This is a genomic window from Streptomyces virginiae, assembly GCF_000720455.1.
Classification (GTDB): Bacteria; Actinomycetota; Actinomycetes; order Streptomycetales; family Streptomycetaceae; genus Streptomyces; species Streptomyces virginiae.
Genome location: NZ_JOAK01000003.1, coordinates 64,127 through 90,238 on the forward strand (window position 1 = coordinate 64,127; position 26,112 = coordinate 90,238).

Below are 26,112 nucleotides of genomic sequence, written 5' to 3' on the forward strand. Positions count from 1 at the left end.
GGGAGTTGCCCGTGCTCACCACCGAGTTCTACCGCGCGCCCGCGGACTGCGGGCTCGTACGGAGCGGGGCCGGCGTGCCCCGCACCCCCATGCGGGCCCTGCGCGAGGACATCCACGACATCCTGGTGTCCGCCCCCGTCGCCGAGGCCCGGCGCACCCGGGACCCCCGGCCCATCCACCGGGCCCTGGGCGAACGGGGCCTCCTCGCCCCCCAGTGGCCCGAGGAGTACGGAGGCCGCGGCGTCAGCCAGGTCGCGGCCGCCGTGCTGGTCGAGGAACTCGCCATGCACGACGTCCCCGACCTGCTGCACACCCTCACCGTGCAGATCGTCGGCTCCACCCTGCTCAACGTCGCGAGCCCGCAGATGAAGGCGCGCCACCTGCCCGGTTTCGCCGACGGCACCTCCTTCGGCTGCGTGCTCTTCAGCGAACCGCAGGCCGGCTCCGACCTCAACATCCTCTCCACCCGCGCCGTCTCCGACGGCAGGGGCGGCTACAAGCTCTACGGCACCAAGGTCCACTCCCTCTTCGCCCGCTTCGCGGACTACGGGCTGTGCCTGGCCCGCGGCGAGGACGACGCCTTCAGCCTCTTCCTCGTGCCCCTGGCCCAGCCCGGCGTCACGATCCGGCAGATCCCCGGCATCGGCGACGACGCCTTCCACGAGGTCGCCCTCGACGGCGTGGCCGTCACCGCCGACGACGTCGTCGGCGGCATCGGCCAGGGCTGGGCGATCGTCGTCAAGACACTGGCCTTCGAACGCACCGGCCTCGACTACTACGTCAAGGCGCTGCGCTGGTACCGGGCCGCGGTCGAACGGCTGGAGGCCCACACCGACCGGCTGGAGGCCGGCCAGCACGACCAGATCGGCCTGGCCAAACTCAACGCCCGGCTCCTCGCGGCGGGCACCCTCGTGCGCCGCGTCCTCACCCGCCTCGACCGGGGCGAGCTCAACGAGGACGAGGCCGCCGCCGCGAAGTGGTACACCACCGAACTCGCCGCGGAGGTGGCCTGGTGGGCCGCCGAACTCGACGGCGACACCAGCATGACCCTCGACGACCCGGAGGTCGACGGGGTGGCACACCCACTCGATTCGGCGATGCGCGAAGCCCCGGGGATGCGGATATCCGGCGGCACCGCCGAAATGATGCTGGAGACGCTGGCCCGGCTGCGTCTCGACTCAGGGGCGGAGGTACGGCCATGACGACCCACGCGGTCAACGGCAGCGGTACGGACGGGGCGGCCGGCGCGGCGCCCGAGCGGTGGCGGGAGCGGGAGGACGAGGACTCGCTCTTCCGGCAGCTCCGGCTCACCGTACGGCAGGGCCTGGAGGTCGACGGGGACACCCCCGCCGGCGCCTGGGAGGCACTCACCCAGGTCGGGGCCTGGGAGTTCGCCCTGCCCATCGAGAAGGAGGGCCTCGACCTCGGCCAGGCCGTCCTCGCCATGGTCTGCGAGGAGGCCGGCAACGCGATGCAGCCCGTCCCGCTGGCCGACACCCTCCTCGCGCTCGACGTGCTCTCCGCACTCGGCCCCCTCGCCCCCGAGGGCACCGACGACCGGCTCGACCGGGTGCGCGCCGGGGAACTCCAGCTGGCCGTCCCCGGCCGGCTGCCCGACCCGCGCGGCGCCGTGCCGCCGGGCATCGCCTGGAAACCCGACGGCGACGGCGCGGGCGTCGTCCTCACCGGCACCGGCGGCCCGTTCGCCGCCGGCGTCGGGCCGGACGCCCTGCTGGTCCTGGCGAGCGGCCCCGACGGCCCCTGCGTCGCCCTCGTCGACCTGCCCACGGCGGGCGTCACCGTACGCCCGCTGCGCGACCACGGCGGGGGAGCCGTCGCCGGAGCCGTCTTCGACGAGGCACGGATCCCGGCCGGATCGGTGCTGCTGCGCGGGGTCGCCGCCGAACACGCCCTCGCCCGCGTCGGCCTGCGCGCCGCCGTCCACCAGGCATCGCTGCTGGCCGGGATCACCGCGGCCGCCCTGACCGCGGTCGTCTCCCGGATCCGCGGTCGCCAGCAGTTCGGCCAGGCCCTGGTCAAGCACCAGGGACCCCGGCTGCGGGTGGCCGGGCTCCTGGCCCGGCTGGACGCCGTCCGCTGGGCCGTCGGCGACGCCGCACGCGACCTCGACGAGGGCCGGCTCACCCCGGGGGAGGCCGCCGGGCTGATCGCCCTCACGGCCGAGACCACCCTCGACGTGACACGTGACGCGGTGCACCTGCACGGCGCCTCCGGTCTCGTCCGGGACGGCCTGGTGGCCGGCTGCTACCGCCGCGCGGCATGGGAGGCCCTGCGCTGCGGGCGTCCCGCCCAGCTGTGGGACACCGCGGCGCACACCCCCTGACCCGCCCCGCACGAGGGAAGGGGCCCCCGCAGTGCGTGAGCCCCTTCCCTGGGCATCGCTACCGGCGGCGACGGTCAGACCAGGTCGCGGCGGACGATCCAGCGGTGGCGCTTGTCGCTCTTCGCCTCGGTGCGCTGGATCCGGCGGAAGCCGGCCCGCTCGAACATGTCCATCGTCCCGACGTAGGCGAGGGTCGGGTTCACCCTGCCGCCCTCGGGATCCACCGGATAGCCCTCGACGGCGGGCGCGCCGTTCGCCCGCGCGTGCTCGACGGCCCCCTCCAGCAGACCCGAGGCGACCCCCTTCCCGCGGAACTCCTTGCGCACGACGAAACAGGTCACCGACCACACGGGCACGTCGTCCACCGGCGTGATCGTCTTCGAGGAGGTGAGCCGGTCCAGCTGGCGGCGCGGCGCCACGTTGCACCAGCCGGCCACCTCGCCGTCCAGGAACCCCAGGACCCCCGGCGGGGGATCGGCCTTCTCCGTGAGGGTGCGCAGGTGCTCGCCCCGCTCCTCCGCGGTCATCCGCCCGTAGTCGCCGGTGGTCAGCCGCCACGCCATGCACCAGCACGTGTGGGCGCTCTTCTTCGGCTGGAGCACCCGGCGGACGTCGTCCCACAGATCCGCCGTGGCGGGCCGGACTTCTAAACTCATGCTGCTACTTCGCTCTCTTCCGCTTCTTACGAACGTCCCGCCGGCGCGCTCTCACGCGCTCCGGCGACGACATCGGTCATAACGGCGGTCAGCACCTCCAGGGCGCGCCGACACGCCTTGCGTCCTGCGTCCAGATGGGTGACCAGCCGGACGGTATCCGGGTCCGGGGCGGTCACCAGCACTCCTTCCTTCGCGGCCCGTGCGACGACCTCGTCGGCGCCCGGCACCCCGACGAGGACGATGTTGGTCTCGGGCGGGCGCACGGGGAAGCCCGCGTCCCGCAGCCCCGCCGCCAGCAGCCCGGCGTGGTCGTGGTCCTCGGCGATCCGCTCCACGTGATGGTCCAGGGCGTAGAGCCCCGCAGCGGCCAGGATGCCCGACTGCCGCATGCCGCCGCCCAGTCCGTGCCGCAGCTTCCTGGCCCGGGGCAGGTGTTCGGACCGGAGCAGCAGCACCGAACCGACCGGTGCGCCCAGCCCCTTGGACAGGCACACCGACAGCGAATCGGCGGTCGCCCCGTACCGCGCCGCCGGCGTCCCGGTCGCGGCCATCGCGTTCCAGATCCGGGCGCCGTCCATGTGGACCGCCACGCCCGCGACGGACGTCAGCTCGCGCACCGCCCGCAGCGTGTCCAGCGGGTGGACCGTACCGCCGGCCCGGGTGTGGGTCTGCTCCACCTCCACCGCGCGCGTGCCCAGGGTGTACGCGTTCCCCCGCCGGAGCACCCCCGCCAGCAGGGCCGGGGTGATCACCCCCCGTTCGGCCGTCACCGTACGGGTCTGGATCCCGCCGTAGCGGGCCGGGGAGGCCTCCTCGTGGGCCAGGACGTGCGCCTCGGCGTCGCACACCAGCTCCTCGCCGGGAGCGACGAGGAGCTGGAGCGCGATCTGGTTGGCCATCACCCCGGACGGCGTGAACAGCGCCGCCGGAAAGCCGAAGAGCCCGGCGAGGCGCTCCTCCAGGGCGCGGACGGTCGGATCCTCCCCGAAGAGGTCGTCACCGACCTCCGCGCCGGCCATCGCGGCCCGCATCCCGGGCCCCGGCCGGGTCACCGTGTCGCTGCGCAGATCGGCGATGCCGCAACCACCTGTGGTCATGACGGGTCGTCAACTCCTCGTTCTCGGGGCTTCGGGGTGAGTTCACGGGCCGCCATCCAGTCCAGCAGCGGCCGTACCAGCAGCCAGGTCTCCCGTACGAGTTCCCCGGCGCGCGCCGTGTGCAGGCCCGCGGCCGGACCGTAGCGGCGCCCCGCGTCGATCTTGCGGTGGCGCAGCAGGTCCAGCCGAGGGTGGTCCGCGGGCACGCCCCGCGGCCGGGACTTGAGCCGGTCCCCGCCCAGGACGAAGCCCGCCCGCGCCAGCCGGCCCGTGATGAGCGCCAGCTCCGCGCCGCCGTCCTCCTCCTCGACGGCGGCGCGGTAGCGGGCGACCTCGGCCCCGGCGTACGGGTACCAGCGGCCGGAGGCGTACAGCCCGTCCCGGTCCAGGTGCACCCACAGGCCCAGACAGGGCAGCAGGTCCAGATAGGCGCCCTGGTAGGTCTTGTACGGGGACTTGTCGTGGGACATCCGGGTGTCCCGGACCGGGCCGAGCACCTGCACCCCCGCCGGCCCGGCCCACTCCTCGAAGAACGTGCCCAGTTCAGCGGCCAGCTCGTCCATCGGCGCACGCACGTCACGCTCGTACCGCTCGCGGTGGCGCAGCCGCCACGCCTCCTTGCTGTTGTCGGCCGCGAGGTCCTCGTACAGGCGCAGTGCCGAGGGCGGGAAGCCGCTGAAGGTCACGGCAGGTACCCCGGCAGGGGGTGGGCGGCGCACAGCTCGGAGACCCGGGTGCGGACCCGGTCGCGCAGCGCGTCCGGCAGCACGCCGCCGGGCGCGGCGAGTGCCGCCAGCACGTCCGCGACCAGGTCGGCGCACTCGGCGGCCACCGTCCGGTCCATCCCGCGCGCGGCCAGCGTGTTGGTCCCCAGCCGCAAGCCCCCCGTCACCCGGACCGGTGTGGTGTCCCCGGGGACGCGGTTGCGGTTGACGACGATCCCGCAGGACTCCAGGGCCTCTTCGGCGACGTCCCCGGTGACGCCGGTGCCGCGCAGGTCGAGCAGCACCATGTGGGTGTCCGTGCCGCCCGTGACCAGCCGGAAGCCCCGGTCCAGGAGCCGCTCGGCGATCGCCTGCGCACCGTCGGCCAGCCGCTTGGCGACCTCGGCGAAGTCGGGGCTGGCCACGAAGTCCAGCGCGCGGGCCTTGGCCGCCACCGACGCCAGGTCGGGAGTGCCCTGGGTGAAGGGGAACACCGCCCGGCGCAGGGTGGCTGCCAGGGTGCCGCGCTCGGGGCCCGCCCTGCGGGCCTCGCGGCCCAGCAGGATCAGCCCGCCGCGCGGCCCGTACAGCTGCTTGTAGGTGCTGGTGGTGGTCACGTGCGCGTGGTCGACCGGGCTCTGGTGGAGGCCGGCCGCGACCAGTCCCGCGATGTGCGAGATGTCGGCCATGAGATAGGCGTTGGCCTCGTCCGCGATCTCCCGGAACCGGGCGAAGTCGATGCTGCGGGGATACGCGCTCGCCCCGCACACGATCAGCTTCGGCCGGTGCTCCAGCGCCAGTTCACGGATCTGGTCGTAGTCGAGCAGCCCCTCCGGCGTCACCCGGTAGCCGTGGGCGCGGTAGTACCGGCCCGTCACCGAGGCGGGGGAGCCGTGGGTGAGGTGGCCGCCGCAGTCGAGGTCGAGACCGAGCAGGCTGTCGCCCGGGCTCAGCAGCGCCGTGATCACGGCGAGGTTCGCGGACGACCCGGAGTGCGGCTGCACGATCGCGTCCTGCGCCCCGAAGGCCGCGCACGCCCGCTCGATCGCCAGGCGCTCGATCTCGTCGGCGACGCCGCAGCCCGCGTGGTAGCGGTTGCCGGGGTACCCCTCGGCGGTCAGGTTCCCCAGCGCGCTGCCCTCGCAGGCCAGCACGGAGGGGTCCGCGACGCTGGACGCCGCCACCATCATCAGGGTGTCGCGCTGGCGCGCCGACTCCCGGGCCAGCAGGTCGTACAGGACGGAATCGCGTTCTCTCAGCCGGGTGTTGGCGTGCGCGGCGAAATCGACCAGGTCCGGCGCGGGCGCCGGCGGTGCGCCGTCCGGGAGCCCGTCCTCGTCCAGTGGACCGGTGACGGGCGCGGGCAGGGTGAGACTCATGACTGTCCCCTCTCGGAATCGTCCGTGATGGCCGTGCTGAACCGGGCGGTGTCCTCAGCCGTCCGCATCGGCGGTGTCCGTCCCGTCGGCCTCCAGCTCGCCGAAGGCCTCGGCTGCCGCGACCGCCTCCGCGCCGTGCTGCTCGTCCGCGGCGATCTTCTCGGCCAGCTCGCGGACCACCGGGGTCTGGAACACGGTCTTGACGGGCACCGGCACCCCGAGCAGCTCCTTGAGCAGTCCCGCGAGCCGGGTCCCGCTGAGCGAATCGCCGCCCAGGGTGAAGAAGTTGTCGCCGGGAGCCACCCCGTCCAGGCCGAGGATGTCGGCGACCGCCGCGCACAGCACCAGCTCCAGCGCGCTGCCCGGCCCGTCACCGGCGTCCCGCACGGCCGCGTCGTCGGCGGACTGCCGGCTCCCCGCGGAGGAGGCCAGCAGCAGCCGGTCGACCTTGCCGTTGCGGGTCAGCGGCAGCTCGTCCAGCACGGTGATCGCGGTCGGCACCATGTAGCCGGGGAGCTGCGCGGCGAGCCGCTCCAGCACCCGGTCCGCCGCGCCGGCGTCCGAGCCGGGCCCGGCCACGACGAAGGCGTGCAGCCGCCGTACCCCGTGGGCGCTGGCGGGCGCCACGACCACGGCCGCCTCGACCTCGGCGTCCTGGCGCAGCACGGCCTCGATCTCGCCCAGCTCGATCCGGTGCCCCTGGATCTTCACCTGGAAGTCGTCCCGGCCCAGGATCTCGATGCTCCCGTCCGGCAGGTACCGGCCCAGGTCACCGGTCAGATAGGCGCGTTCGCCGGTCTCCGGGAGGCGCACGAAGCGGCTCGCCGTGCGCTCGGCGTCGTTCCAGTAGCCGAGCGCGAGGCCGACGTCGCTGGCCACGGCCATCTCGCCGACGACACCGAGCGGTCGCTCGTACGACGCCCCGTCGACGATGTAGTAGCGCTGGTTGGTGATCGGCTTGCCGTACGGGATGCTCGTCCAGGACGGGTCGACCTCGCCGATCGGCTGGAACAGCGACCAGCAGATCGTCTCCGTGGGGCCGCCCGACCCCACGACCTGGATCCGCGGGCTCTGCGCCCGCAGCCGGTCCGGCAGGGTCAGCGGGATCCAGTCTCCGGAGAGCACCGACAGCCGCAGGGACTCCAGCGGCCGGCCGCCCCCGCGCCGCTCGCGCACCTCCGCCTCGCCGACGAGGAGTTCCATCAGGACGGGCACGGAGTTCCACAGCGTGACCTGCTCCGCCTGCACCAGATCCGCCCACACGTCGGGCTCGGCGTGCTCGAACGGCGGCGGCACCACCACGGTCCCACCCTGCGTGAGCACCCCGAAGACGTCGTAGATCGAGGCGTCGAAGTGCAGCCCCGAGATGGCCAGCAGCCGGTCCCGCGCGCCGACCTCGAAGCGCTCCGCGACGTCGCGGATCAGGTTGACCACACCGATGTGGTCGACCATCACGCCCTTGGGTTCGCCCGTCGAACCCGAGGTGAAGATCGTGTACGCGAGGTCCGCCGGGGTCTGCGCGGTGTCGGGCCGGGTGGCGGCGCCGGTCTCGAAGTCCTTGTCCACCCGGTAGCGGCGGGCCGTGGGCGGCCAGCTGATCCGGGAGTCCAGCGAGGACTGCGTGAGGATCCGGTCGACCTTGGCCTCGGCGAGCAGCCGGCGCAGCCGCTCCGGCGGCACGGAGGCGTCCAGCGGCAGGTAGGCGGCGCCGGAGGCGAGGATCCCGTACACCGCTGCGTACTGCTCCCAGCCCTTCTCCATCACCACGGCGACCAGCTCGCCCGGGGCCGCCCCGTGCTCGCGCAGCGTGTGCCCGATCCGCCAGGCGTACGAGGCCAGTTCGGCGTAGCTGAGCCGCCGCCCGGAGGCGTCCACCACGGCCTCGGCGTCGGGCGTGAGGTCGGCCTGCCGGGCGAACAGCTCGTGCAGGGTGGTGTACGGGATCTGCCCGGAGGTGTCGTTGACCTGCCGGCGCAGCTCCCGCTCGGCCGGCGGGATCAGGTCGAAGCGAGCGGTGTGCAGGCTGTCCGGGTCGTCGGTGAGCCGCGCCAGCAGGTCCACGTACACGCCGAAGGCGGCGTCGACGAAACCGGGCGCGAACGCGCCGTCGACGAAGTCCCAGATGACCCGGAGCTCGCCGGCCAGCTCGCGCAGCTGCACGTCGAGGGTCACCTGCGGGGTCTGCGAGATCGAGTACACCTCCCGGCCCAGGTCCGTGACGGGCCGGCGCACCGGGTAGTCGAGGAGGCTGGTGACGACCACGGGCATCCCGGCCTGCGCGCCCACACCGTGCAGACGCGTCAGCTCCCGCAGTACGCGCACACCGTTGAAGGAGCCGTGCTCCACGTCGCGGGCGAGCTGGTCGCGCAGGGCGTGCGCACGGTCCAGGAAGGTCGCCCCCGAACCGTCGGCGGCGAGCATCACCGCGTTGGTGAAGTCACCGAGCACGCCGGTGATGTCCGGGTGCACCGCCGGGCGCTGGAAGACCGGGTAGTTGATCGTGAAGTCGGACTCCTCCGCCCAGGCCCGGACCACCTCGGCGAAGGCCGCGGTGAGCAGCACCGACGGGGTCAGGCCCGCCCCGTGCGCCCGCTCGGTGAACCGCTGCCAGTCGGCGGGGGAGAGGCGGTGCTCGCGCCGGTCGAAGCGCACCTCGCCGGTGTCCCCGGCGGGGCCGCCCGTGGGCAGCGACGGGGCCGGCGGCAGGGTGGGCACGCGCTGCACCCAGTAGTCGCGGGCGGCCCGGAAGGCCTCGGTGTGCGGCAGGGCGTCGGCCCGCCAGCGGGCGTACTCGGCGAAGCCGATGCCGGGCTCCGGCAGTTCCGCGTCCGGGTCCTCGTACAGGTCGACCAGCTCGGGGAAGAGCACCTGGAAGGCGCTGGAGGCGTCCAGCACCTGCAGGTCGATGCCCAGGTGCACCCGGCCGAGGTTCTCCGGACCGCCCAGCCGGACGATCCGCAGGTCGAACAGCGGCCAGCTGCCGACCGGGAAGACCACATGGCTCATCTCCTCGCGCAGCGCGGCGAGGTGCTCCCGGGCGGCGTCGGCGGACAGGCCGGTCAGGTCAACGACCGGTATCGCGAACGGCAGCGGGTCGGACGGCACCCACTGGGTGCCGTCGGTGCCGCCGATCGCGCGGAGCATGTCGTGCCGGGCGACCACCTTGCGCCAGGCGTCGGCGAACCGTTCGGGGTCGAGGTCCGCGCGCTCCCACTCGAAGTATCCGTAGCAGCCGATGCCGCCCATCTCGACGGCTTCGCCTCGCCCGATCATCAGTGCCTGCTGCGTCTCGGTCATCGGGAAGGACGCGGCACTGTCCGCGCGAGCGGGCAGGAGCTCGGTCATGGTCCAACTCCATTCGGTGTTACGGGCCGTTGGCGTGTGCGTGCTCGGGATGGGTACGGGCCGGGACGCCCTGCTGCGGGGCAGGGCGAGGCTAGGGGCGGTGAGTTAGCCGCCGGTTATGCTCCGTGCGGCCGGCCCGCTCGCCGGGCACCGCCGCCCGCCCCTCCTCCAGGGAGAGCGCGAAGAGCCGTACGAGCGGGTGGAACAGGTAGCAGGGCTGCCCCCACTCGTCCGCGCCGCTGACCTCCAGCAGGGCCGCGTCGGCGAGCGCCTCCAGCAGCCGCTCGGCCTCGGCCTCCGCCAGGTCCAGCGCCGTCGCCGCCTCGGCGGCCGGGAACGGCTCCGGGCCCAGCGCGGCCAGCGCCGGGAACACCGCCCGCACCTCGGGCTCCAGCGCACGCCAGGACGGCAGCAGGGAGGTGTGCACGTCCATGTCGCCGGAGTGCAGCTCCCGCAGCCGGGTGACGGGATCCGCCAGCCGGCGGGCGAGCCGGTCGGGGGTGCAGTGCGGCCGGGCCGCGATCCGGGTCCCGACGATCCGCAGCGCCAGCGGCAGGCCCGCGCAGTGCTCGACGATCGCGGTCGCGGCGCGGGGAGCGCCCGCCACCCGGGCCGGACCGGCCGCCGCGGCGAGCAGGTCCAGGGAGTCCCGGGGTTCCAGGGGCGCGAGGGCCACGGTGTGCGCTCCGGCCACGGTGGGCAGGGCCGTACGCCCGGTCACCAGCACGGCCGGCTCCGGGGTGTTGGGCAGCAGCGGCCCCAGCTGGGCGGCCCCCGAGGCGTTGTCCAGCACGATGAGCAGCTGCCTGCCCCGGGTCCGCTCCCGGTAGAGGCGCACCAGCTGGTCCTGGTCGTCGGTGACCGGTACGTCGTCCGTCGGGCCCAGCGCCCGCAGCAGACGGCGCAGTACCCGGGCCGGGTGCTGCGGGGTGCCGTCCGGGCCGCGCAGGTCGGCGTACAGCTGCCCGTCGGGGAAGTGCCGCTGGCAGCGGTGGGCCGCGTGGACGGCCAGTGCGGTCTTGCCCAGCCCCGCCATGCCGGTGACCAGGACCCGGCGGGGCCGTCCGGCGCCCTGCCCGTCGGGGGTCAGGGCGCGGCACACCAGCTCCAGCTCCGGCCCCCGTCCCGTGAAGTCGACGGTGTCCGGGGGCAGCATGGCCGGAGTCCCGGCCGACGGGCCGGCGGCCCGCGGCCGGGCGCCCGCGCGCGCGGCGGGGGCGGAGCCCGGCCACCGGTCGAGCGTGCCGTCGAGCAGCGCCCGGTAGGTGGCCTGGAGCTCCTCGCCGGGATTGACCCCGAGCTCGTCCGCGAGCACCGCCCGTCCGTGGTGGTAGAGGTGGATGGCGTCGGCCTGCCGGCCGGACCGGCACAGGGCCGTCATCAGCTGGCACCGGATGCGCTCGCGCAGCGGGAACTCGGCTACCAGTCCGGTGAGTTCACCGGTGATCTGCTCGTGCCGGCCGAGGGCGAGGTCCGCGGCGATGCGGTGCTCCAGGGTGACGGCCCGCGCCTCCGTCAGCCGCGGGGCCTCGGCGTCGGCGAGGTATTCCGTGGCGTTCGCGAAGGGCTGCCCGTTCCACCGGGCCAGGGCGTCGCGCAGCAGCTCACCGGCCCTTTCGAAGTCCTCTTTGATCAGTGCCTCGCGGCCGGCGAGCGCCAGCTTCTCGAATTCGTTCAGGTCGACGGTCGCATTACCGATGCTCATGGCATATCCAGGCGGTCTGCGATCGATCATTACTTCGGCGCCGAGAATCTTGCGCAGGCGCGAAATATAGGTGTAGAGCTGTGCGCTGACGGTGGCCGGGGGCGCCCAGCCCCACAGCAGCCGGCACAGCCGTTCGTCCGACACGACCTCTTCGCGGGCCAGGAGGAGCGCCGCGAGCACGGTGTGCAGCTTCGCCCCGGAGAACGCGACCCGGTGGCCGTCCCGCCGTACCTCTACTGGCCCGAGCACTCGGAATTCCATGTACCGCCCCATCCGTGATTCCTGAGAAGAATCTTCGAACGAAGCTAGAGGAGCCCGTTGTCCCCTCGATATCGTGGCGATTTCGAGGGGGGCCGGGGTCACGAAATCGATGGAACACGGAAGAGAAAGGAGCCGTCCCTACTGTTCCATTCGTGCCGCAGCGAGCGGCAGTGATGATCCACCGAGAGGGGAATCCGAGATGCGCAGCACCCGGACGGCGAAGACGACGGCCGCTTGCCTGGTCGTTCTTGCGGGTATGTTCGTGGGCACGGGGGCGGCCACGGCCCTCACGGCGCCGGCGAGCACCAGCGTCCAGGCGGACGACATGCCCTGGGGAGTCGTCAAGCCGCTGCACCCCTCGCACCCGGGCTCCGCCGGCACGAACGGCGACATGCCCTGGGGCTGACCGTCCGCCGGCGCCCCCCCACCTACGCGCCGCTCCGCTCCGCCCGCACCACCACGGACCGGACCACCGCACCATCGCGGATCCGCACCCGGTAAACCCGCAGCACAGCAGCACAGCAGCACAGCAGCACAGCAGCACCGCACGTCCGCGCATTCCACCGCCGCGGCCCGAGCCGTACCGGACGGGCGTCAGTTCGCCGGATGCGCCAGCAGCTCCGTCAGTTCCTCCGGAGTGAAGGAACGATGCGGCAGCCCTCCGGGCCCCCCACCGCCCGGTGCCTCACCACCCCCCGCATCCTGCACGGCCGCCAGCAACCGGCCCGCCTGCGCCCGCCAGGGCTGCGCGCCGACCTCGCCGAAGCCGGCACAGGCCCGCCGGAACCTCTCCGCCGCCTCCCCGCAGCGGCCCCCGAGCGCGTCCACGCACCCGAGGTCCGTCTCTACCCGGGCGGACAGGAACCGGTCCGCCAGTTCATCAGTGATCTCCAGGGCCTGCCGCAGCGTCTCCCCCGCCGCCTGCAGCAGGCCCTGGCTCCACTGCGTCTGCCCGAGGCCCCGCAACGCATGGGCCTCACCGACCCGGTCGCCCTCACCGCGGGTCAGCCGCAGCACCGCGCCGAACGCCTCGGCCGCCTCGCCGAGATCCCCCGCGCGCAGCCGCACCTCGGCCAGCCGGTACACGCTCTGGGCCTCCGCCCGCACCGAGCCGGTACGCCGACTGAGCGCCACCGCCTCCTGCGCCAGCGGCAGCGCGCCGCCCACGTTGCCCCGGTCCAGCTCGATCTGCGCCTGGAAACCCAGCAGATGGGCCTCGTTGCCGATGTCACCGGACGCGTGGAAACCGCTGAGCGCCGCCTCGCAGTACTCCAGCGCCCGCTCCCAGTCGCCCTGGAACCGCGCGCACATCGCCAGGTTCCGCTGGGCGAGCGCCGCCCCGCCCAGGTCACCGGTGGTGCGCAGCAGCCGCAGCGCGGCCATGTTCCAGCCCTCGGCCTGCTCGTAGCGCCGCTGGTAGATCGCCAGCGACCCCAGGAGCCGCAGCATCGTCGCCTCGCCCGGCTCGTCGCCGGCCCGCCGGGCCGAGGCCAGGGCCTGCTCGGCGCTGCGCTGCCAGTCCTCCAGGTAGTTCTTCGTCTCGAAGTGCGGCACCGCGCTCTCGGTCAGCATCCAGGCGTAGCCGGCCCGGCCCGTCTCCGCCGCCTGCGCCACCACGTCGGTCACGGCGGTGCGCTCCGACTCGAACCAGTCCATCGGCGAGCCCAGCAGCTCGTCGGCGAGCTCGCCCAGGAAGCCGGGGGCGGGCGCCGCCGGCCGGCCCACCGGGAAGTCCCGTCCGTCGATCCGCCGGTGCGCCTCCTCGGCCAGCCACAGCCACGCGCCGAACGCCCGCTCCAGCGCCGCGTCCGTCTCCGCCTCCGGCTCGTCCGCCTCCGCCCGCTCCCGGGCGAAGAGCCGCAGCAGGTCCTGGAAGCGGTAGCGGGCCGCCCGGCCCGGCGCCGCCTCGGCCACCTCCAGCAGCTGGGCGTCGACCAGGTGGTCGATCAGCTCCTCCGCGTGCCACACGCTGGTGTCCAGCACGGCCGCCCCCGCCCAGGCCGCGAAGTCCGCCGTGCGCAGCAGCCCGAGGCGCCGGTACATCCGGGCCGCCTCCGCCGGCAGGTCCCGGTAGGTCAGCCGGAAGCCGGCGCGCACCCCGCCCTCGCCCGGGCTCAGCACGTCGAGCCGGGACCGGTGGTCGCGCAGCCGCTCCACCAGACTGCGCACGCTCAGGTTGGGCTTGGCCGCCAGCCGGGCCCCGGCGATCCGCAGCGCCAGCGGCAGGCAGTCGCAGAGCGCGCCGAGCTGCTCCACGGCCACCGGGTCGCTGCCGAACCGGTCCGCCCCGGCGAGTTTGATCAGCAGGGCCGTCGCCTCGGTCGGCTCCAGCATCCGCAGCCGGATGCTGAGCGCCGTGTAGTCCCCGGTGAGGTCGCCCAGGTTCTCCCGGCTGGTGGCCAGCACCACGCTGCGCCCGCCGCCGGGCAGCAGGGGTCTGAGCTGGTGGAAGGAGCGCACGTTGTCCAGGACGATCAGCGTCTTGCGGGTGCTCAGCAGGCTCCGCAGCAGCGAGGCCCGCTCGTCGGGGTCTGCCGGGACCTGGGGTGCGGCGATCCCGAGGGCGCGCAGGAAGCGGTCGAGCACGGCGGCGGGGGACACCGGCGCCTGCTCCTCGTCGTAGCCGCGCAGATCGGCGAAGAGCTGGCCGTCGGGGAACTGGTCCGCGACCTGGCTCGCCCAGTGCACCGCCAGCGCCGTCTTGCCCACGCCGCCCACGCCCACGATCGTCGCCAGCGCCGGGGTGTGCGGGTTGTACGGCTCCTTCAGCAGCCGGTCCAGCGAGGCCATCTCCCGCTGCCGCCCGGTGAACGCCATGACTCCCGCGGGCAGTTGGGCCGGGATCGTGTGCACGGCGGCCGGCGCCGGGGTGACCACGGCCGGGGGCCGGGTCAGTTCCGGCGAGTCCCGCAGGATCAGGTCGTGCAACTGCCGCAGCCCCGGACCGGGTTCGATCCCGAGCTGCTCGGTCAGTAACCGGCGGCCGGTCAGGAACACGTCGAGGGCCTCGGCCCGCTGGCCCGACCGGTACAGGGCCAGCATGAGGTGCTCCCGGCACTGCTCGCGCAGCGGGTGCCGCGCCACCAGCTCGGTGAGCTCGCCGATGAGCGCGCGGTGGCGGCCCAGCTGGAGCATCAGCCCCGCGCGCTCCTCGACGAGGGTGAGCCTCATCTGCTCCAGCCGCGTCGCCTCGGCCTCCAGCCGGGAGCCGGGCGTCTCCTCGAGGGCCGAGCCCCGCCAGATGCTCAGCGCCTCCTCGAACAGCGTGCAGGCCTCTTCGGTACGGCCGTGCCGGGCGGCGTCGCGGCCCTGGTCGGCCCGCTCCAGGAACTCCTGGACGTCGACGCGGTGCTCACCCTTGGCCAGCAGGTAGCCCGGGGGAGAGGTGATCAGCAGATCGGTCACCCCGGCCTGCTTGAAGGTCTTGCGCAGGGTGGCCACGCAGATGGCGATCTGGTTCCGTGCCGTCGCGGGAGGTGAATCCGGCCAGACGGCGTCCACCAGGGTGTCCACCGAGACGACGCGGTCGGCATAGAGCACCAGCATCGCGAGGACCGTCGCCTGGCGCCGGCCGTTGATGCGCAAGGGGCCGTCATCGGCCTGGACGAGCAGTGGCCCCAGCAGTCTGAAGACAAACCGATTCAACAGGTCCCCCGCCTTTGAAACCCCGCGTCAGGCGCGAACGGTACCGCAAAGACGATTCCTCGGTGCAGTCAACTCTTGGGAAAAACGTCGGCTGTTTCCGGCCATCTTGTCCGTATAGCGGTAGGGCCGAGCGGGCTCCTCACGGAGAGTCGCCGGTGCCGAGCGAGGACAGCGCGCCCGACAGCCCCCGAATGATCTCGGCCGTTCGCCGTACCTCCTCCTCGCCGCCCAGGCTCGCGCACAGGTGCCGGGCCGATTCGGCCAGACAGGAGTCGATCTCCCGCTTCGCGGCCGCGCCCCGCTCGGTGGCGGCGAGCAGTTTCGCCCGCCGGTGCGCCGGATTGTCCAGGTAGAGCGCCAGCCCCTGCCGTACGAGCAGGTCCGCTATGCGCTGGACGCTCTGCCGGGTGGTCCCCACCCGGCGGGCCACCTCGGAGACGGACAAGGACTCGTCCGTCACCGTGCTCAGGACCTGCCAGCGCGCCGCGCTCAGACCGAACGACAGCGTCAGCCGGTCGACGGCCGCGGTGAACCGGCCGTTCAGCCGGAAGACGGCCACGGCGGCCCGGCTGAACGCCTCGGCCTCCCCGGACTCCGCTGTACGCGTCAACGCCGGTCCCCTTCCGTACGTCTTCCGGGTCGCTGCACGATAACAGCGCGTGGTCACGCGGACGAGAGTCGTGCGGGGCCGGAGCGGAGGTGCCGGGCCGGACTGGTCCGTTGGCAGGACCATGGCCTACAGAACTCCCCAGTAGGTGGGCCAATGGCCCTGGTCGCGGGGGTCGAGTTGAGCCAGTGGGCCGCCAGGTGCTTATCTGTGTCGTATCCATGTACTTACGGCGCCGCGCAGCGCCGGACGGCAACGAGGCCGGTTCCGGAGCGCGGCGCCTTCGCCGTGCCCGTCCGCCGCCCACCACCCCCGGGCGGCGCCGGCCCGGCGCGCACCACTCCAGGGGGGCGGCACACCGCTGTGAAGAGGATGTTCGTAGCTCCGGATCCGGGGCGTCTGAGGCTCAGGAACGCGGCCCGCGCGGTGATCGGCGTCGGCGCCGCCGTCGCCCTCGCCGAACTGTGCGGTCTCTCCCTGACCGCCTCCATCACCGGCGGACTCGCGGCCCTGCTCGCGCTCTTCACCGTCACCGACCCGACCGTGCGCCGCCAGGCCGTCACCACCGCCCTGCTGCCCGCCGCCGGATTCCCGGTCCTGGCCCTGGCCACCGCCCTGCACGGGATGACCCCGCTGCGGGACGCCGCCTTCGTCCTCGTCGTCTTCTGCGGGGTCTACGCCCGCCGCTGGGGCCCGCGCGGACACGCGCTCGGGATCTTCGCGTTCATGAACTTCTTCATCACGCAGTTCCTGCACGCACTGCCCGCCCAGCTCCCCGAGCTGTACGCCGCCGTCGGCCTGGCCCTGGCCGCGTCCGCCGCCGTGCGGTTCCTGCTCTGGCCCATCGAGCGGCGCACCCCGCCGCCCGCCGCCCCCGCGCCGCTGCCCGGCCGCGGCCTGGCCAGACACACCACCCGCCAGGCCTTCCAGGCGACGGCCGCCTGCGCCGTCGCCCTCGCCGTCGGCCAGGCGCTCTCCGAGGACCGCTGGTACTGGGCCGTCGGCACCGCCTGGTGGATCTTCGTCAACACCGCCTCCCGCGGCGAGACGCTGGTCCGCGGCTTCCGCCGGGTGCTCGGCACCGTCGTCGGCGTGGCCGCCGGCGTACTGATCGCCATCCCGCTGGACGGTGCGCCCCTGCCCACCGCCCTCCTCGTCGCCGCCTGCGTCTTCGGGATCTTCTACACGGCCGCCGTCTCGTACAGCTGGATGATCCTCGCGGTCACGCTGATGGCCGGGCTGCTCTACGGCCTCCTCGGCGTGCTCGACCCCGGCCTGCTCGTGCTGCGCCTGGAGGAGACGGCCGTCGGCGCCGCGTGCGCCGCGCTGGCCGTCGTGCTCGTCCTGCCGGTCACCACGCACGCCACCAACGACGCCTGGATCCAGCGCGCCCTGCACTGCGTGCACGCGGCCACCGCCCAGGCCACCGCCCGCCTCGCCGGCTCCCCGACGGCCGATCCCGCCCCGCACGCCGCGGAGCTGGAGACCCTGCTGGCCCGGGTCCGGATGGCGCTCGCGCCGCTCGTCCACCCGCTCAGCCCGTTCCGTGCGCGCAAGGCCCGCGCCGGCCAGGTCATCGCCCTGCTCGACGACTGCGCCCGCGAGGTGCGCGGCCTGGTCACCGTCGCCGCCGACCCGGACGCGGGCCGCGACGCCCGCCTCGCCGCGGCCTGCTGGCGCGTCGAGGCGGCGGTACAGGCGCTGACCGCGGGCGAGCGGGAGCTCGAAGGACCCGAGGCGGCGGGCACCGCCGCCTCGCCCGTCGGTACCGCCGAGCCCGCGCTCGCCCACCTCCAGGGCCTGGAGCGGGCCCTCACCGAGCTGGCCACCCCGCTGGGCAGCGACCCGAAGGCGCCGTTCGTCATCAGCGCCTGAGCAGCCCGCCCCAGGCCGCCGCCCGCCCCGCGGGCGCCCGGCCGGGGCTGTGCACCACCCCCAGGGCCTGGGTGGCCCGGGTCAGCGCCACGTACAGGTCGCTCGGCTCGAACCCGGCCGGCTCCACCACGATCACCGTGTCGAACTCCAGCCCCTTGGCCTGCCGCGGATCCAGCAGGACGACCTCCTGGGTCAGATCGGGCTCCGCGCCCTCCCGTACCCCCGGCAGCACCGCCGCCAGCGCCGCGTGCCGCTCCCGCGGCGCGATCACCGCGAGCCGTCCCTCGGCCGGCCGGTCCCGCTCCACGGCCTCCGCGACCGCCCCCGCGAGGTCCCCGGCCGCCCGCGCCCACGGCCGCACCCCGGTGGACCGTACCGAACGCGGCGGCTCGAAGCCGGGATCGCGTTCCCGCAGCACGGCCGCCGCCACCTCCATGATCTCGGCGGGCGTGCGGTAGTTGACCCCGAGCCGGACCAGCTCCCAGCGCTCGCCCACGTACGGCGAGAGGATCCGCTCCCAGGACCCGCAGCCCGCCTCGTCGCCGGTCTGCGCCGGATCCCCGACCAGCGTCATCGAACGGGTCGGGCAGCGCCGCATCAGCAGCCGCCACGCCATCTCCGACAGCTCCTGCGCCTCGTCCACGATCACGTGCCCGAAGGCCCAGGTGCGGTCGGCAGCGGCACGCTCGGCGGTGCTGCGGTGGTCGGCCTCCTCGTGGCGCTCCGCCATCCTCTCGGCGTCGATGATGTCGTGCGCCGCGAGGTACTCGTTCTCCTCGTCCTCGAACTCGTACGACTGCGAACCCGCGGACACGTCCAGCACCCCCTGCGCGTACGCGATGCGCCGCTGCCGCTGCCGCTCCTCGGCGGCGCGCAGCGCGCTGTCGTCCTCGCCGAGCAGCTCGGCCGCCTCGTCCAGGAGCGGTACGTCGGCCGGGGTCCAGTCGGGCCGGGCCGAGGGGGCGCGCCGGATCAGCCGGGCCTCGTCCGCGGGCAGGTGCGTGGGGTCCGCCAGGAAGTCGGCGATCAGCCGCTGCGGGGTGAGGGAGGGCCACAGCGAGTCGATGGCCGCGTGCACGGCGCGGCTCGTCGCGATCTCCTTGCCGAGCTGGGCGACGTCGTCCGGGCCGAGCAGGTTCGGACCGCCGTACGGATCGGCGCCGAGGCGGTCGGCGAGCTGCGCGGTGAGCGCGTCGATGATCCGGAAGGCGAAGGCCGGACGCGCCTGGTTGTGCGGCAGCCCGGTGGCCCGGGCCCGGTCCCGCGCCTCGTGGGCCATCGTGCGGTCCAGCAGCAGGGTCCCGTAGTCGTCGTGGTCGATCTCCAGCGCGGCCTCGGGGACGGTGTCGTACTCCTCGCCGGTGTCCGCCGGCACGTGTTCCGGCAGGCGCTGCCGGTCGGCCACGACCCTGGCGAGGACCCGAGCCATCGAGGCGCGGCCCTTCACCGCGGCGGCCCCGGGGCGGTCGGTGCCGGTGGCGTGGACCCCGGGGAACAGCTCGCCCGGGGTGGACAGCAGCACGCCCGTCTCGCCCAGCGCCGGCAGCACCCCGCCGATGTAGCCCAGGAAGGCCGGACCCGGGCCCACGATCAGCACGCCGCGCTTGGCGAGCAGCTGGCGGTGGGCGTACAGCAGGTACGCGGCGCGGTGCAGCGCGACCGCGGTCTTGCCGGTGCCGGGCCCGCCCTCGACGACCAGCACCCCGCGGTGCGTGGAGCGGATGACCCGGTCCTGCTCGGCCTGGATGGTCCGCACGATGTCGTGCATGCGGCCGGTCCGGGCGGCGTCGAGCGCGGCCAGCAGTACGGCGTCCGCGTCGGCGCCCTCGTGGCCTGTGCGCTCCGCGTCGGTCAGGTCGAGGATCTCGTCGTGCAGTGCGGTGACCACCCGGCCCCGGCTGCTGATGTGCCGGCGGCGGCGCAGCCCCATGGGGGTGTGTCCGGTGGCGAGGTAGAAGGGGCGGGCGACCTCGGCCCGCCAGTCCAGGACCAGGGGGGTGCGTTCCGTGTCGTCCGCGCGGATCCCGATGCGGCCGATGTGGTGGTCGCCGCCGTCGGAGAACTCCAGACGCCCGAAACAGAGGCCGTTCTCACCGGCATTCAGGGCGGACAGCAGACCGGACTGCTCGGCCACCATGACATCGCGCTCCAGGCGTGCCTGAAAGCCTGTTCCGACGTCCCGCAATGCCCCTTCGACCGCCTGTTCGGCCTGGTCGCGCAGGTCGTCGAGGCGCCGATAGAGATCGGTGATGAATTGCTGCTCTTTCCGGAATTCCTCGGTTGACAATTGCACTCCCGCCGCGATACAGTGTCCTCGTAAGCTTTTCGCGCTCTCGCCCAAGGTGAAGTCGCGAACTATTCAATATACGCCTTCTCCTCCCTCGGCAGCGAATTCGGCCGGGGGATTTTTTGCGTACGGTGGATCTCATGACCACCCCACACGGCCCGGCCGGCGGAATCGTCTACCGCCTCGCCCGCCCCGAGGACGCGGCCGCCATCGAGGCCCTGGACAGCTCCTTCACCACCCCCACCGTCTTCGAGGTGACCGCCTCCGGCGACGGCTGGGGCTTCCTGCTCCGCGAGGTCCCCGTCGACCCGCCCGTACACAAGGCGTTCCCGCCCGAGGAGCACGACGAGCAGGGGTTCGCCGGCGCCCGGGGCCCCGACGTGGACGCGGACGTGCGCACCTTCGTGGCCCTCGACGGCGAGGTGCTGTGCGGGTTCGCCGCCGTCGGCTACGCCGCGTGGAACCGGCGGCTGACCGTCGAGGACATCGAGGTCGCGCCCGGCCACCGGGGCCGCGGGATCGGCAGCGCCCTGATGGAACACGCCGCCGAGTTCGCCCGCGAACGGGGCGCGGAGCACCTCTGGCTGGAGGTCAGCTCGGTCAACGCCCCGGCCGTGCACGCCTACCGGCGCATGGGATTCACCTTGTGCGGCCTCGACACCGCCCTCTACGGCGGCACGCCCTCCGCGGGCGAGCGGGCGCTGTTCATGAGCCGCCCCTGCCCCTGACCCGCGGCACCCGCACGACCCGCGTACAGGGGCCCGCGCAGTCCGTGCGCGGGGGCGCCCGACACGCCGTCAGTTCCCCGAACGCGCCGGATCGTACGCCTTCACGCCCCCTGCCCGCAGCCCGATCCATGAGGATCACCCGGAGGAGTGTTCCGGGAGCTCCTGCCGCACGCCGCTGACCTGCGGCAGGTACAACGGGTAATTGTTTACTGCACATTCATCCGGCACGTACAGGGTGGATCTGGTCGGACAGGGGGTAACCCGCCGGAATGGAAATTCTTCAACAGCGCTCCACCACCGCACAGGTGTGGCAGGCGGCCGAGGAGTTCATCCGACTCTTCCACCGGGAGAACGCCGGCGCGGGTGATCCGCGCGCCCGGCTCGCCGCCGTGAGGGCGGAGCTCGCGGACACCGGCACCTACGTGCACACGCCCGCCGAGCTGGTCCACGGAGCGCGCGTGGCCTGGCGCAACAGCAACCGCTGCATAGGCAGGCTGTACTGGAACTCGCTGCGGGTCCGCGACCGCCGCGGGCTCACCGACGCCGACGCGATCGCCGCCGAATGCTTCGACCACCTGCGCGAGGCGACGAACGGCGGCCGCGTCAGGCCCACCATCACGGTCTTCGCCCCGGAGACCCCGGACCGGCCGGGGCCGGTGATCTGGAGCGAGCAGCTCGTCAGGTACGCCGGCTACGGCGACCACCCCTCCATAACCGTCGGCGACGCCCGCAACGCCCCGCTGACCGAGGCCCTGCTCCAGCTCGGCTGGTCCGGCGGCGCCGGCACCCCCTTCGACCTCCTCCCCCTGGTGGTCCAGGGCGTCGACGACAAACCGCGGTGGTTCGACACCCCCGCGGACGCCGTCCTGGAGGTGCCGATCGACCACCCCGACGGCGACGGCTGGGCCGACTGGGGCCTTCGCTGGCACGCCGTACCGGCCATCTCCAACATGTGCCTGGAGATCGGGGGCATCCACTACCCGGCCGCCCCCTTCAACGGCTGGTACATGGGCACCGAGATCGGCGCGCGCAACCTCGCCGACACCGACCGCTACAACCTCCTGCCCGCCGTCGCCCGCCGCCTGGGCCTGGACACCTCCAGCGACCGCTCGCTGTGGAAGGACCGGGCCCTCGTCGAGCTCAACCGGGCGGTCCTGCACTCCTTCGACCGCGCCGGGGTCACCATCGCCGACCACCACAGCGAGTCCCGGCGCTTCCTCTCCCACATGGAACGGGAGGAGCGCAAAGGGCGCGAGGTGGGCGCGGACTGGTCCTGGATCGTGCCGCCGATCTCCGGCTCGGCCACCCCGGTCTTCCACCGCACCTACGAGGACCGCCCCAGCAACACGGCCTACGTCCACCACTCCGGCGCGCGGGAACGGGCCCAGGGACGGGATTTGGTCTAGACCTTCTGTTACCGTCGGCTCCGGACGGATCCGACAGCGGTGAGAGGGGTTCCTGTGGGCGGCGCCGACAGCAAGGACCGAAGCGGCGAACACCGGGCCTACATCGGCTCCTTCACCTCGGGGGGCGGCCGCGGTGTGACCATCGCGGCCGTGGATCCGAAGACCGGGGCGCTGACCCGGCTCTCGGTCACCACCGCCGAGGATCCGTCGTACCTCGCCCTCGCCCGGGACACCGGTGTCCTGTACGCGGTGAGCGAGACCGAGCGGGGCGAGGTCGCGGCCTTCCGGCCCACCGCCGAGGGCCTCGCCCCGCTGGGCGCCCCCGTGCGCGTCGGCGGCTCCGGCCCCACCCACGTCAGCGTCGCCGGACGCCGCCTGTTCACGGCCAACTACACCTCGGGCAGCGTCAGCAGCCTCGCGCTGGCCGCCGACGGCAGCCCGGACGGCCCGGCCCGCGTCCTGGCGCACCGGGGCTCCGGCCCCGACACCGCACGGCAGGCCGGTCCGCACGCCCACCAGGTGCTGCCCGACCCGACCGGCCGCTGGGTGCTCAGCGTGGACCTCGGCACCGACTCGGTGCGGGTCTGCGCGCCGGACGCCGTCACGGGCGAGCTGCGGGTGCACGCCGAGGCGCCGCTGCGCGCCGGGACGGGGCCGCGCCACCTGGTCTTCCACCCGGAGGGCGACACCGTCTACGTCCTGCACGAGCTGGAGCCGCAGGTGACCGTCTGCCGCTGGAACGGCGCCTCGGGGCACCTGGAACCGGTCGGCGAGGTTCCGGTCGTCTCCTCGGGCGCCTCAGGCGCCGTACGGGCGTACCCCTCGGCGGTCGTGGCCTCGCCCGACGGGCGGTTCGTCTGGGCGGCAGTCCGCGGAGCCGACGTGATCGTCACCCTGTCGCTCGCCGACGGGCCCGGGAAACCGCGGCTCACCGGCGCCGTGGACTGCGGCGGCGCGTGGCCCCGGGACCTCGCCGTGGACGGCGCGGGGAGCCGCCTCTACGCGGCCAACGAGCACTCGGGCGACGTCACCTGGTTCGACGTGGACCCGCTGACCGGCCAGCCGCACCGGGCGGGCTCGCTGCCCGTGCCCGCCGCGACCTGTGTGGTCCTCGGCTGAGCGGATCCGGGCCGGACGACGCGAAAGCCCCCGCCCGCCGGGGAAACCGGGGTCGGCGGGGGCCTTCGCGTCGTATCGGGCCGATCAGTGCGCAGGGGAGCCCTGGGGGATCCCCAGCGCCGCCGTGTACTGCGCGACGGCCAGCTTGCCGAGTGCCGGGTAGGCGCCGAGCACCTCGGCGGTGGCGCAGTCGGCCTCCTTGCAGGCGGTGTCCAGCAGCCCGTCCGCGGCCTCCGGGCCGATCAGGTACGGGGCGAGCGCGAGCTGCGTGGAGCCCTCGCGGCGCAGCTGCTCGGCGACCGCGGCCACCGAGCCCTCCTGGTCCAGCGCGGCGGCCTGGACGGGCACGGCGAGCCGGGCGGCGAGCAGCATGCCCGTGATCCCGGCGGCCTGGACGGCCTCCTCGCCACCGGTGGTGGCCAGGACGATGCCGTCGGCGGCGGTGGTGACGGTGAAGAGGCGGGCGCGGTCGGCGCGGGCCAGGCCGGCCTCGGAGAGACGCACGTGCAGGCCCTCGGCCAGCAGCGGGTGCGGGCCGAGGACGTCGGCCAGTTCGGCGGCGGCGGAGGAGTCCATCAGCGCCTGGCGCATCCGGCGCAGCAGGTCGCTGTCCGGACCGGCCAGCAGCGGGACGACCACGGCGTCCGGGCCGGTCTGCTCGGGCACCTCGTGACCGGCGGCACGCGCGAACTCCGCACGCGCGGTCCGGTCGGCCGCGATGGCGCTCAGCACGCCGGACAGGGACGGGAACTCGGAGGCGTCGTCACCCTCGAGGAAACCGATGCGGGCGTCGAGGCCCGGCAGCTCGGAGCGGCCGATGCTGATGATCTCTTCCGCGAGCCCCCGCGAGGCGGCCGACGGCGCACCGGGCACGGCGAGCACCAGCGCGGGCGCGCCCTCGGGCGCAGCCGCGGGCTCGGGCCGGCGGTGCCGTCCGGTCGGGCGGGGTCGCGGCATTCGTACGGGCAGGCCATTTGCGGGGCCAGTGGGGGAGCTCATGGCGCCGCATGCTACTGGCTTATCGGAACAAGGTGTTCGGGCAGGGCCTTCTCGTGCCGCATCTGTCCGTATTTATCCGTTGAATTGCAGATACGCTCAACTGACGGACGGCAAGCGCCAGTCCACAGGCTGTGAACCCTGGCCCACCAGCAGCTCGTTCGTCCTGCTGAACGGCCGCGAGCCGAAGAAGCCGTAGTCCGCCGACTTGGGGGAGGGGTGCGAGGACTCCACCACCGGCAGGTCGCCGAGGAGCGGCCGCAGGTTGCGGGCCGCCCGGCCCCACAGGATGGAGACCAGCGGCTTGCCCCGCGCGGCGAGGGCCCGGATCGCCTGGTCGGTGACCGCCTCCCAGCCCTTGCCCTGGTGCGCGTTCGACCGGCGGGGCGCCGTCGTGAGCGAGCGGTTGAGCAGCAGCACGCCCTGGCGGGTCCACGGGGTGAGGTCGCCGTTCGCGGGCCGGCCGGTCCCTATGTCCCGGTGCATCTCCAGGAAGATGTTGTCCAGGCTCGGCGGCACCGGCCGCACGTCGGGGGCCACCGAGAAGGACAGGCCCACCGCGTGCCCCGGTGTCGGGTACGGGTCCTGGCCGACGATGAGGACCTTGACCTCGTCGAACGGCTGCTGGAAGGCGCGCAGCACATTGGCCCCGGCGGGGACGTACGTCCTCCCCGCCGCGATCTCGGCTCGCAGGAAGTCGCCCATCGCGGCGATCTGCATCGCCACCGGCTCCAGAGCGCGGGCCCAGCCCGGCTCGACGATCTCGTTCAACGGTCGTGCTGCCACGGTGGATCACTCTACTGGCCGATCGTCGCCGCCCGCACGCACAGGACGTCCGGCAGGTGCTCGGCGAGCAACTGCCAGCTGTCGCCGTCGTCGTGGCTGGCGTACAGCTCGCCGTTGCGGTTGCCGAAGTAGATGCCCGCCGGGTCCGCGTCGTCCGTGCAGAGCGCGTCGCGGAGCACCGTGCCGTAGTGGTCGGAGTCCGGCAGCCCGCGCGTCAGCGGCTCCCAGGTGGCGCCCGCGTCCTCGGTGCGGAAGACCCGGCACCGGTGCTCGGCCGGGACCCGGTCCGAGTCGGCGTTGAGCGGGAAGACGTAGGCGGTGTCCGGCCGGTGCGGATGGGCCGCCACCGCGAAGCCGAAGTCGGAGGGCAGCCCGCCGCCGATGTCGGTCCAGCGGGCCCCCGCGTCGTCGCTGCGGTAGACGCCCCAGTGGTTCTGCAGGTACAGCCGGTCCGTGTCGCCGGCGTCCTGGGCGATCTTGTGCACGCACTGGCCGAACTCGGGGTTCGGATCCGGCAGGAACACCGCCGAGACCCCCTGGTTGGACGGCTCCCAGCTGGCCCCGCCGTCCTTGGTCCGGAACACCCCGGCGGTCGAGACGGCCACGGTCACCGAGTCCGGGTCGCGGGGATCGGTGATCACCGTGTGCAGCCCCTCGCCGCCGCCGCCCGGGACCCACTTGCCGCGGCTCGGGTGCTCCCACAGCGGGCGGACCAGCTCGAAGGACTCGCCCCGGTCCGTCGAACGGAACAGCGCCGCCGGCTCCGTCCCCGCGTACACCACGTCGGGGGCCTCGGCGCCGGCCGGCTGGAGCTGCCAGACCCGCTCCAGCGAGGCGCCGGTGTCCTGGGGGAACTTCACGGCCGCCCTGGCCGGTTCCCGCCAGGTCGCCCCCAGGTCGTCGGAGCTGAAGACGGACGGCCCCCAGTGGGTGCTGTCCCCGCCGACCAGCAGCCGCGGGGCCGGTCCCCGCCGGTCGACGGCGACCGCGTAGACGGCCTGGGCATTGAAGTGGGGCCCGTCGAACTCCCACGGACCGTCGCCGCGGCGACGACCGATGAACAGTCCCTTGCGGGTTCCCACGAGCAGCAGTACGTCGGCCATGGCCGGCACCTCCGGACCTCGTCGCCTTCTTCACGGAGCGTCTTTCCGGCCAGTCTGCACCCGCCCACA

19 protein-coding genes are annotated in these 26,112 nt (G+C 73.9%); 7 read left to right on the forward strand and 12 right to left on the reverse strand.

The window, feature by feature from the left end:
• The first annotated feature begins 11 nt into the window (after positions 1 to 11).
• Together IG86_RS0105570 and IG86_RS0105575 are read left to right on the forward strand one after the other, a co-directional pair.
• Positions 12 to 1,202 (forward strand): acyl-CoA dehydrogenase family protein, encoded by a 1,191-nt coding sequence (locus tag IG86_RS0105570; RefSeq protein ID WP_051734455.1) that lies wholly within the window; start codon positions 12 to 14, stop codon positions 1,200 to 1,202.
• Complete coding sequence (locus IG86_RS0105575; RefSeq protein WP_030895111.1) at positions 1,199 to 2,344, forward strand: acyl-CoA dehydrogenase family protein; 1,146 nt, start codon at positions 1,199 to 1,201, stop codon at positions 2,342 to 2,344. Before IG86_RS0105570 ends, IG86_RS0105575 begins: the two co-directional genes overlap by 4 nt.
• A 74-nt stretch (positions 2,345 to 2,418) precedes the next feature.
• Here IG86_RS0105575 and IG86_RS0105580 read toward each other — a convergent pair whose 3' ends face one another.
• The 6 genes from IG86_RS0105580 to IG86_RS0105610 form a co-directional block, all read right to left on the reverse strand.
• Positions 2,419 to 3,000 (reverse strand): GNAT family N-acetyltransferase, encoded by a 582-nt coding sequence (locus IG86_RS0105580; RefSeq protein WP_030818697.1) that lies wholly within the window; start codon positions 2,998 to 3,000, stop codon positions 2,419 to 2,421.
• Between the two features lie 26 nt (positions 3,001 to 3,026).
• Entirely contained in the window at positions 3,027 to 4,097 is a 1,071-nt protein-coding gene (locus IG86_RS0105585; RefSeq protein ID WP_051784982.1) for a threonine aldolase family protein, read from the reverse strand.
• Positions 4,094 to 4,783 (reverse strand): DUF2461 domain-containing protein, encoded by a 690-nt coding sequence (locus IG86_RS0105590; protein WP_045936887.1) that lies wholly within the window; start codon positions 4,781 to 4,783, stop codon positions 4,094 to 4,096. The genes IG86_RS0105585 and IG86_RS0105590 overlap by 4 nt, the downstream gene beginning before the upstream one ends.
• Positions 4,780 to 6,180: a serine hydroxymethyltransferase gene (locus IG86_RS0105595; protein ID WP_078848397.1), complete on the reverse strand. Its 1,401-nt coding sequence runs from the start codon at positions 6,178 to 6,180 to the stop codon at positions 4,780 to 4,782. Before IG86_RS0105595 ends, IG86_RS0105590 begins: the two co-directional genes overlap by 4 nt.
• A gap of 54 nt (positions 6,181 to 6,234) precedes the next feature.
• Entirely contained in the window at positions 6,235 to 9,525 is a 3,291-nt protein-coding gene (locus tag IG86_RS0105600) for a non-ribosomal peptide synthetase (RefSeq protein ID WP_051784983.1), read from the reverse strand.
• Between the two features lie 91 nt (positions 9,526 to 9,616).
• Positions 9,617 to 11,491, reverse strand: coding sequence for an AfsR/SARP family transcriptional regulator (locus tag IG86_RS0105610; protein WP_051785033.1), 1,875 nt, complete (start codon positions 11,489 to 11,491; stop codon positions 9,617 to 9,619).
• A 199-nt stretch (positions 11,492 to 11,690) separates the two neighbouring features.
• Between IG86_RS0105610 and IG86_RS0105615 the strand changes: the two genes are divergently transcribed.
• On the forward strand, positions 11,691 to 11,897 hold the full coding sequence (locus tag IG86_RS0105615; RefSeq protein ID WP_030657546.1) for a hypothetical protein: 207 nt from the start codon (positions 11,691 to 11,693) through the stop codon (positions 11,895 to 11,897).
• A 188-nt stretch (positions 11,898 to 12,085) separates the two neighbouring features.
• Here the strand turns inward: IG86_RS0105615 and IG86_RS0105620 are convergent, their stop codons facing one another.
• Complete coding sequence (locus tag IG86_RS0105620; protein WP_078905805.1) at positions 12,086 to 15,136, reverse strand: AfsR/SARP family transcriptional regulator; 3,051 nt, start codon at positions 15,134 to 15,136, stop codon at positions 12,086 to 12,088.
• Between the two features lie 139 nt (positions 15,137 to 15,275).
• Positions 15,276 to 15,746, reverse strand: coding sequence for a MarR family winged helix-turn-helix transcriptional regulator (locus IG86_RS0105625; RefSeq protein ID WP_030818690.1), 471 nt, complete (start codon positions 15,744 to 15,746; stop codon positions 15,276 to 15,278).
• 369 nt (positions 15,747 to 16,115) lie between these two features.
• Here IG86_RS0105625 and IG86_RS0105630 point away from each other — a divergent pair, with 369 nt between their 5' ends.
• Positions 16,116 to 17,618 (forward strand): FUSC family protein, encoded by a 1,503-nt coding sequence (locus IG86_RS0105630; RefSeq protein ID WP_030895128.1) that lies wholly within the window; start codon positions 16,116 to 16,118, stop codon positions 17,616 to 17,618.
• On the opposite strand, the gene IG86_RS0105635 is transcribed toward IG86_RS0105630, so the two are convergent.
• Positions 17,608 to 19,905 (reverse strand): HelD family protein, encoded by a 2,298-nt coding sequence (locus IG86_RS0105635; protein ID WP_051784984.1) that lies wholly within the window; start codon positions 19,903 to 19,905, stop codon positions 17,608 to 17,610. The two genes, IG86_RS0105630 and IG86_RS0105635, sit on opposite strands and share 11 nt — an antisense overlap.
• A gap of 140 nt (positions 19,906 to 20,045) precedes the next feature.
• On the opposite strand from IG86_RS0105635, the gene IG86_RS0105640 reads away from it, so the two are divergent.
• From IG86_RS0105640 to IG86_RS0105650, 3 genes are all read left to right on the forward strand, one after another.
• Entirely contained in the window at positions 20,046 to 20,633 is a 588-nt protein-coding gene (locus tag IG86_RS0105640; protein ID WP_030818687.1) for a GNAT family N-acetyltransferase, read from the forward strand.
• A 269-nt stretch (positions 20,634 to 20,902) separates the two neighbouring features.
• Positions 20,903 to 22,039 (forward strand): nitric oxide synthase oxygenase, encoded by a 1,137-nt coding sequence (locus IG86_RS0105645; protein ID WP_030895134.1) that lies wholly within the window; start codon positions 20,903 to 20,905, stop codon positions 22,037 to 22,039.
• A gap of 54 nt (positions 22,040 to 22,093) precedes the next feature.
• Entirely contained in the window at positions 22,094 to 23,158 is a 1,065-nt protein-coding gene (locus IG86_RS0105650) for a lactonase family protein (RefSeq protein ID WP_030895137.1), read from the forward strand.
• 84 nt (positions 23,159 to 23,242) lie between these two features.
• Here the strand turns inward: IG86_RS0105650 and IG86_RS0105655 are convergent, their stop codons facing one another.
• The 3 genes from IG86_RS0105655 to IG86_RS0105665 all read right to left on the reverse strand — a co-directional run bounded on the left by IG86_RS0105655 (position 23,243) and on the right by IG86_RS0105665 (position 26,043).
• Entirely contained in the window at positions 23,243 to 24,157 is a 915-nt protein-coding gene (locus tag IG86_RS0105655; RefSeq protein WP_030657561.1) for a sirohydrochlorin chelatase, read from the reverse strand.
• Between the two features lie 96 nt (positions 24,158 to 24,253).
• Positions 24,254 to 24,940: a uracil-DNA glycosylase gene (locus IG86_RS0105660; RefSeq protein ID WP_030818683.1), complete on the reverse strand. Its 687-nt coding sequence runs from the start codon at positions 24,938 to 24,940 to the stop codon at positions 24,254 to 24,256.
• An 11-nt stretch (positions 24,941 to 24,951) separates the two neighbouring features.
• Positions 24,952 to 26,043, reverse strand: coding sequence for a WD40/YVTN/BNR-like repeat-containing protein (locus IG86_RS0105665; RefSeq protein ID WP_030818681.1), 1,092 nt, complete (start codon positions 26,041 to 26,043; stop codon positions 24,952 to 24,954).
• Between the last annotated feature and the right edge of the window lie 69 nt (positions 26,044 to 26,112).

Excerpts from the sequence above, each read along its gene's own strand:
- IG86_RS0105640 (WP_030818687.1), top strand. The coding sequence starts at position 20,046 with ATGACCACCCCACACGGCCCGGCCGGCGGAATCGTCTACCGCCTCGCC.
- IG86_RS0105580 (WP_030818697.1), bottom strand. The coding sequence starts at position 3,000 with ATGAGTTTAGAAGTCCGGCCCGCCACGGCGGATCTGTGGGACGACGTC.
- IG86_RS0105610 (WP_051785033.1), bottom strand. The coding sequence starts at position 11,491 with ATGGAATTCCGAGTGCTCGGGCCAGTAGAGGTACGGCGGGACGGCCAC.
- IG86_RS0105630 (WP_030895128.1), top strand. The coding sequence starts at position 16,116 with ATGTTCGTAGCTCCGGATCCGGGGCGTCTGAGGCTCAGGAACGCGGCC.
- IG86_RS0105585 (WP_051784982.1), bottom strand. The coding sequence starts at position 4,097 with ATGACCACAGGTGGTTGCGGCATCGCCGATCTGCGCAGCGACACGGTG.
- IG86_RS0105595 (WP_078848397.1), bottom strand. The coding sequence starts at position 6,180 with ATGAGTCTCACCCTGCCCGCGCCCGTCACCGGTCCACTGGACGAGGAC.
- IG86_RS0105645 (WP_030895134.1), top strand. The coding sequence starts at position 20,903 with ATGGAAATTCTTCAACAGCGCTCCACCACCGCACAGGTGTGGCAGGCG.
- IG86_RS0105575 (WP_030895111.1), top strand. The coding sequence starts at position 1,199 with ATGACGACCCACGCGGTCAACGGCAGCGGTACGGACGGGGCGGCCGGC.
- IG86_RS0105600 (WP_051784983.1), bottom strand. The coding sequence starts at position 9,525 with ATGACCGAGCTCCTGCCCGCTCGCGCGGACAGTGCCGCGTCCTTCCCG.
- IG86_RS0105665 (WP_030818681.1), bottom strand. The coding sequence starts at position 26,043 with ATGGCCGACGTACTGCTGCTCGTGGGAACCCGCAAGGGACTGTTCATC.
- IG86_RS0105615 (WP_030657546.1), top strand. The coding sequence starts at position 11,691 with ATGCGCAGCACCCGGACGGCGAAGACGACGGCCGCTTGCCTGGTCGTT.
- IG86_RS0105655 (WP_030657561.1), bottom strand. The coding sequence starts at position 24,157 with ATGAGCTCCCCCACTGGCCCCGCAAATGGCCTGCCCGTACGAATGCCG.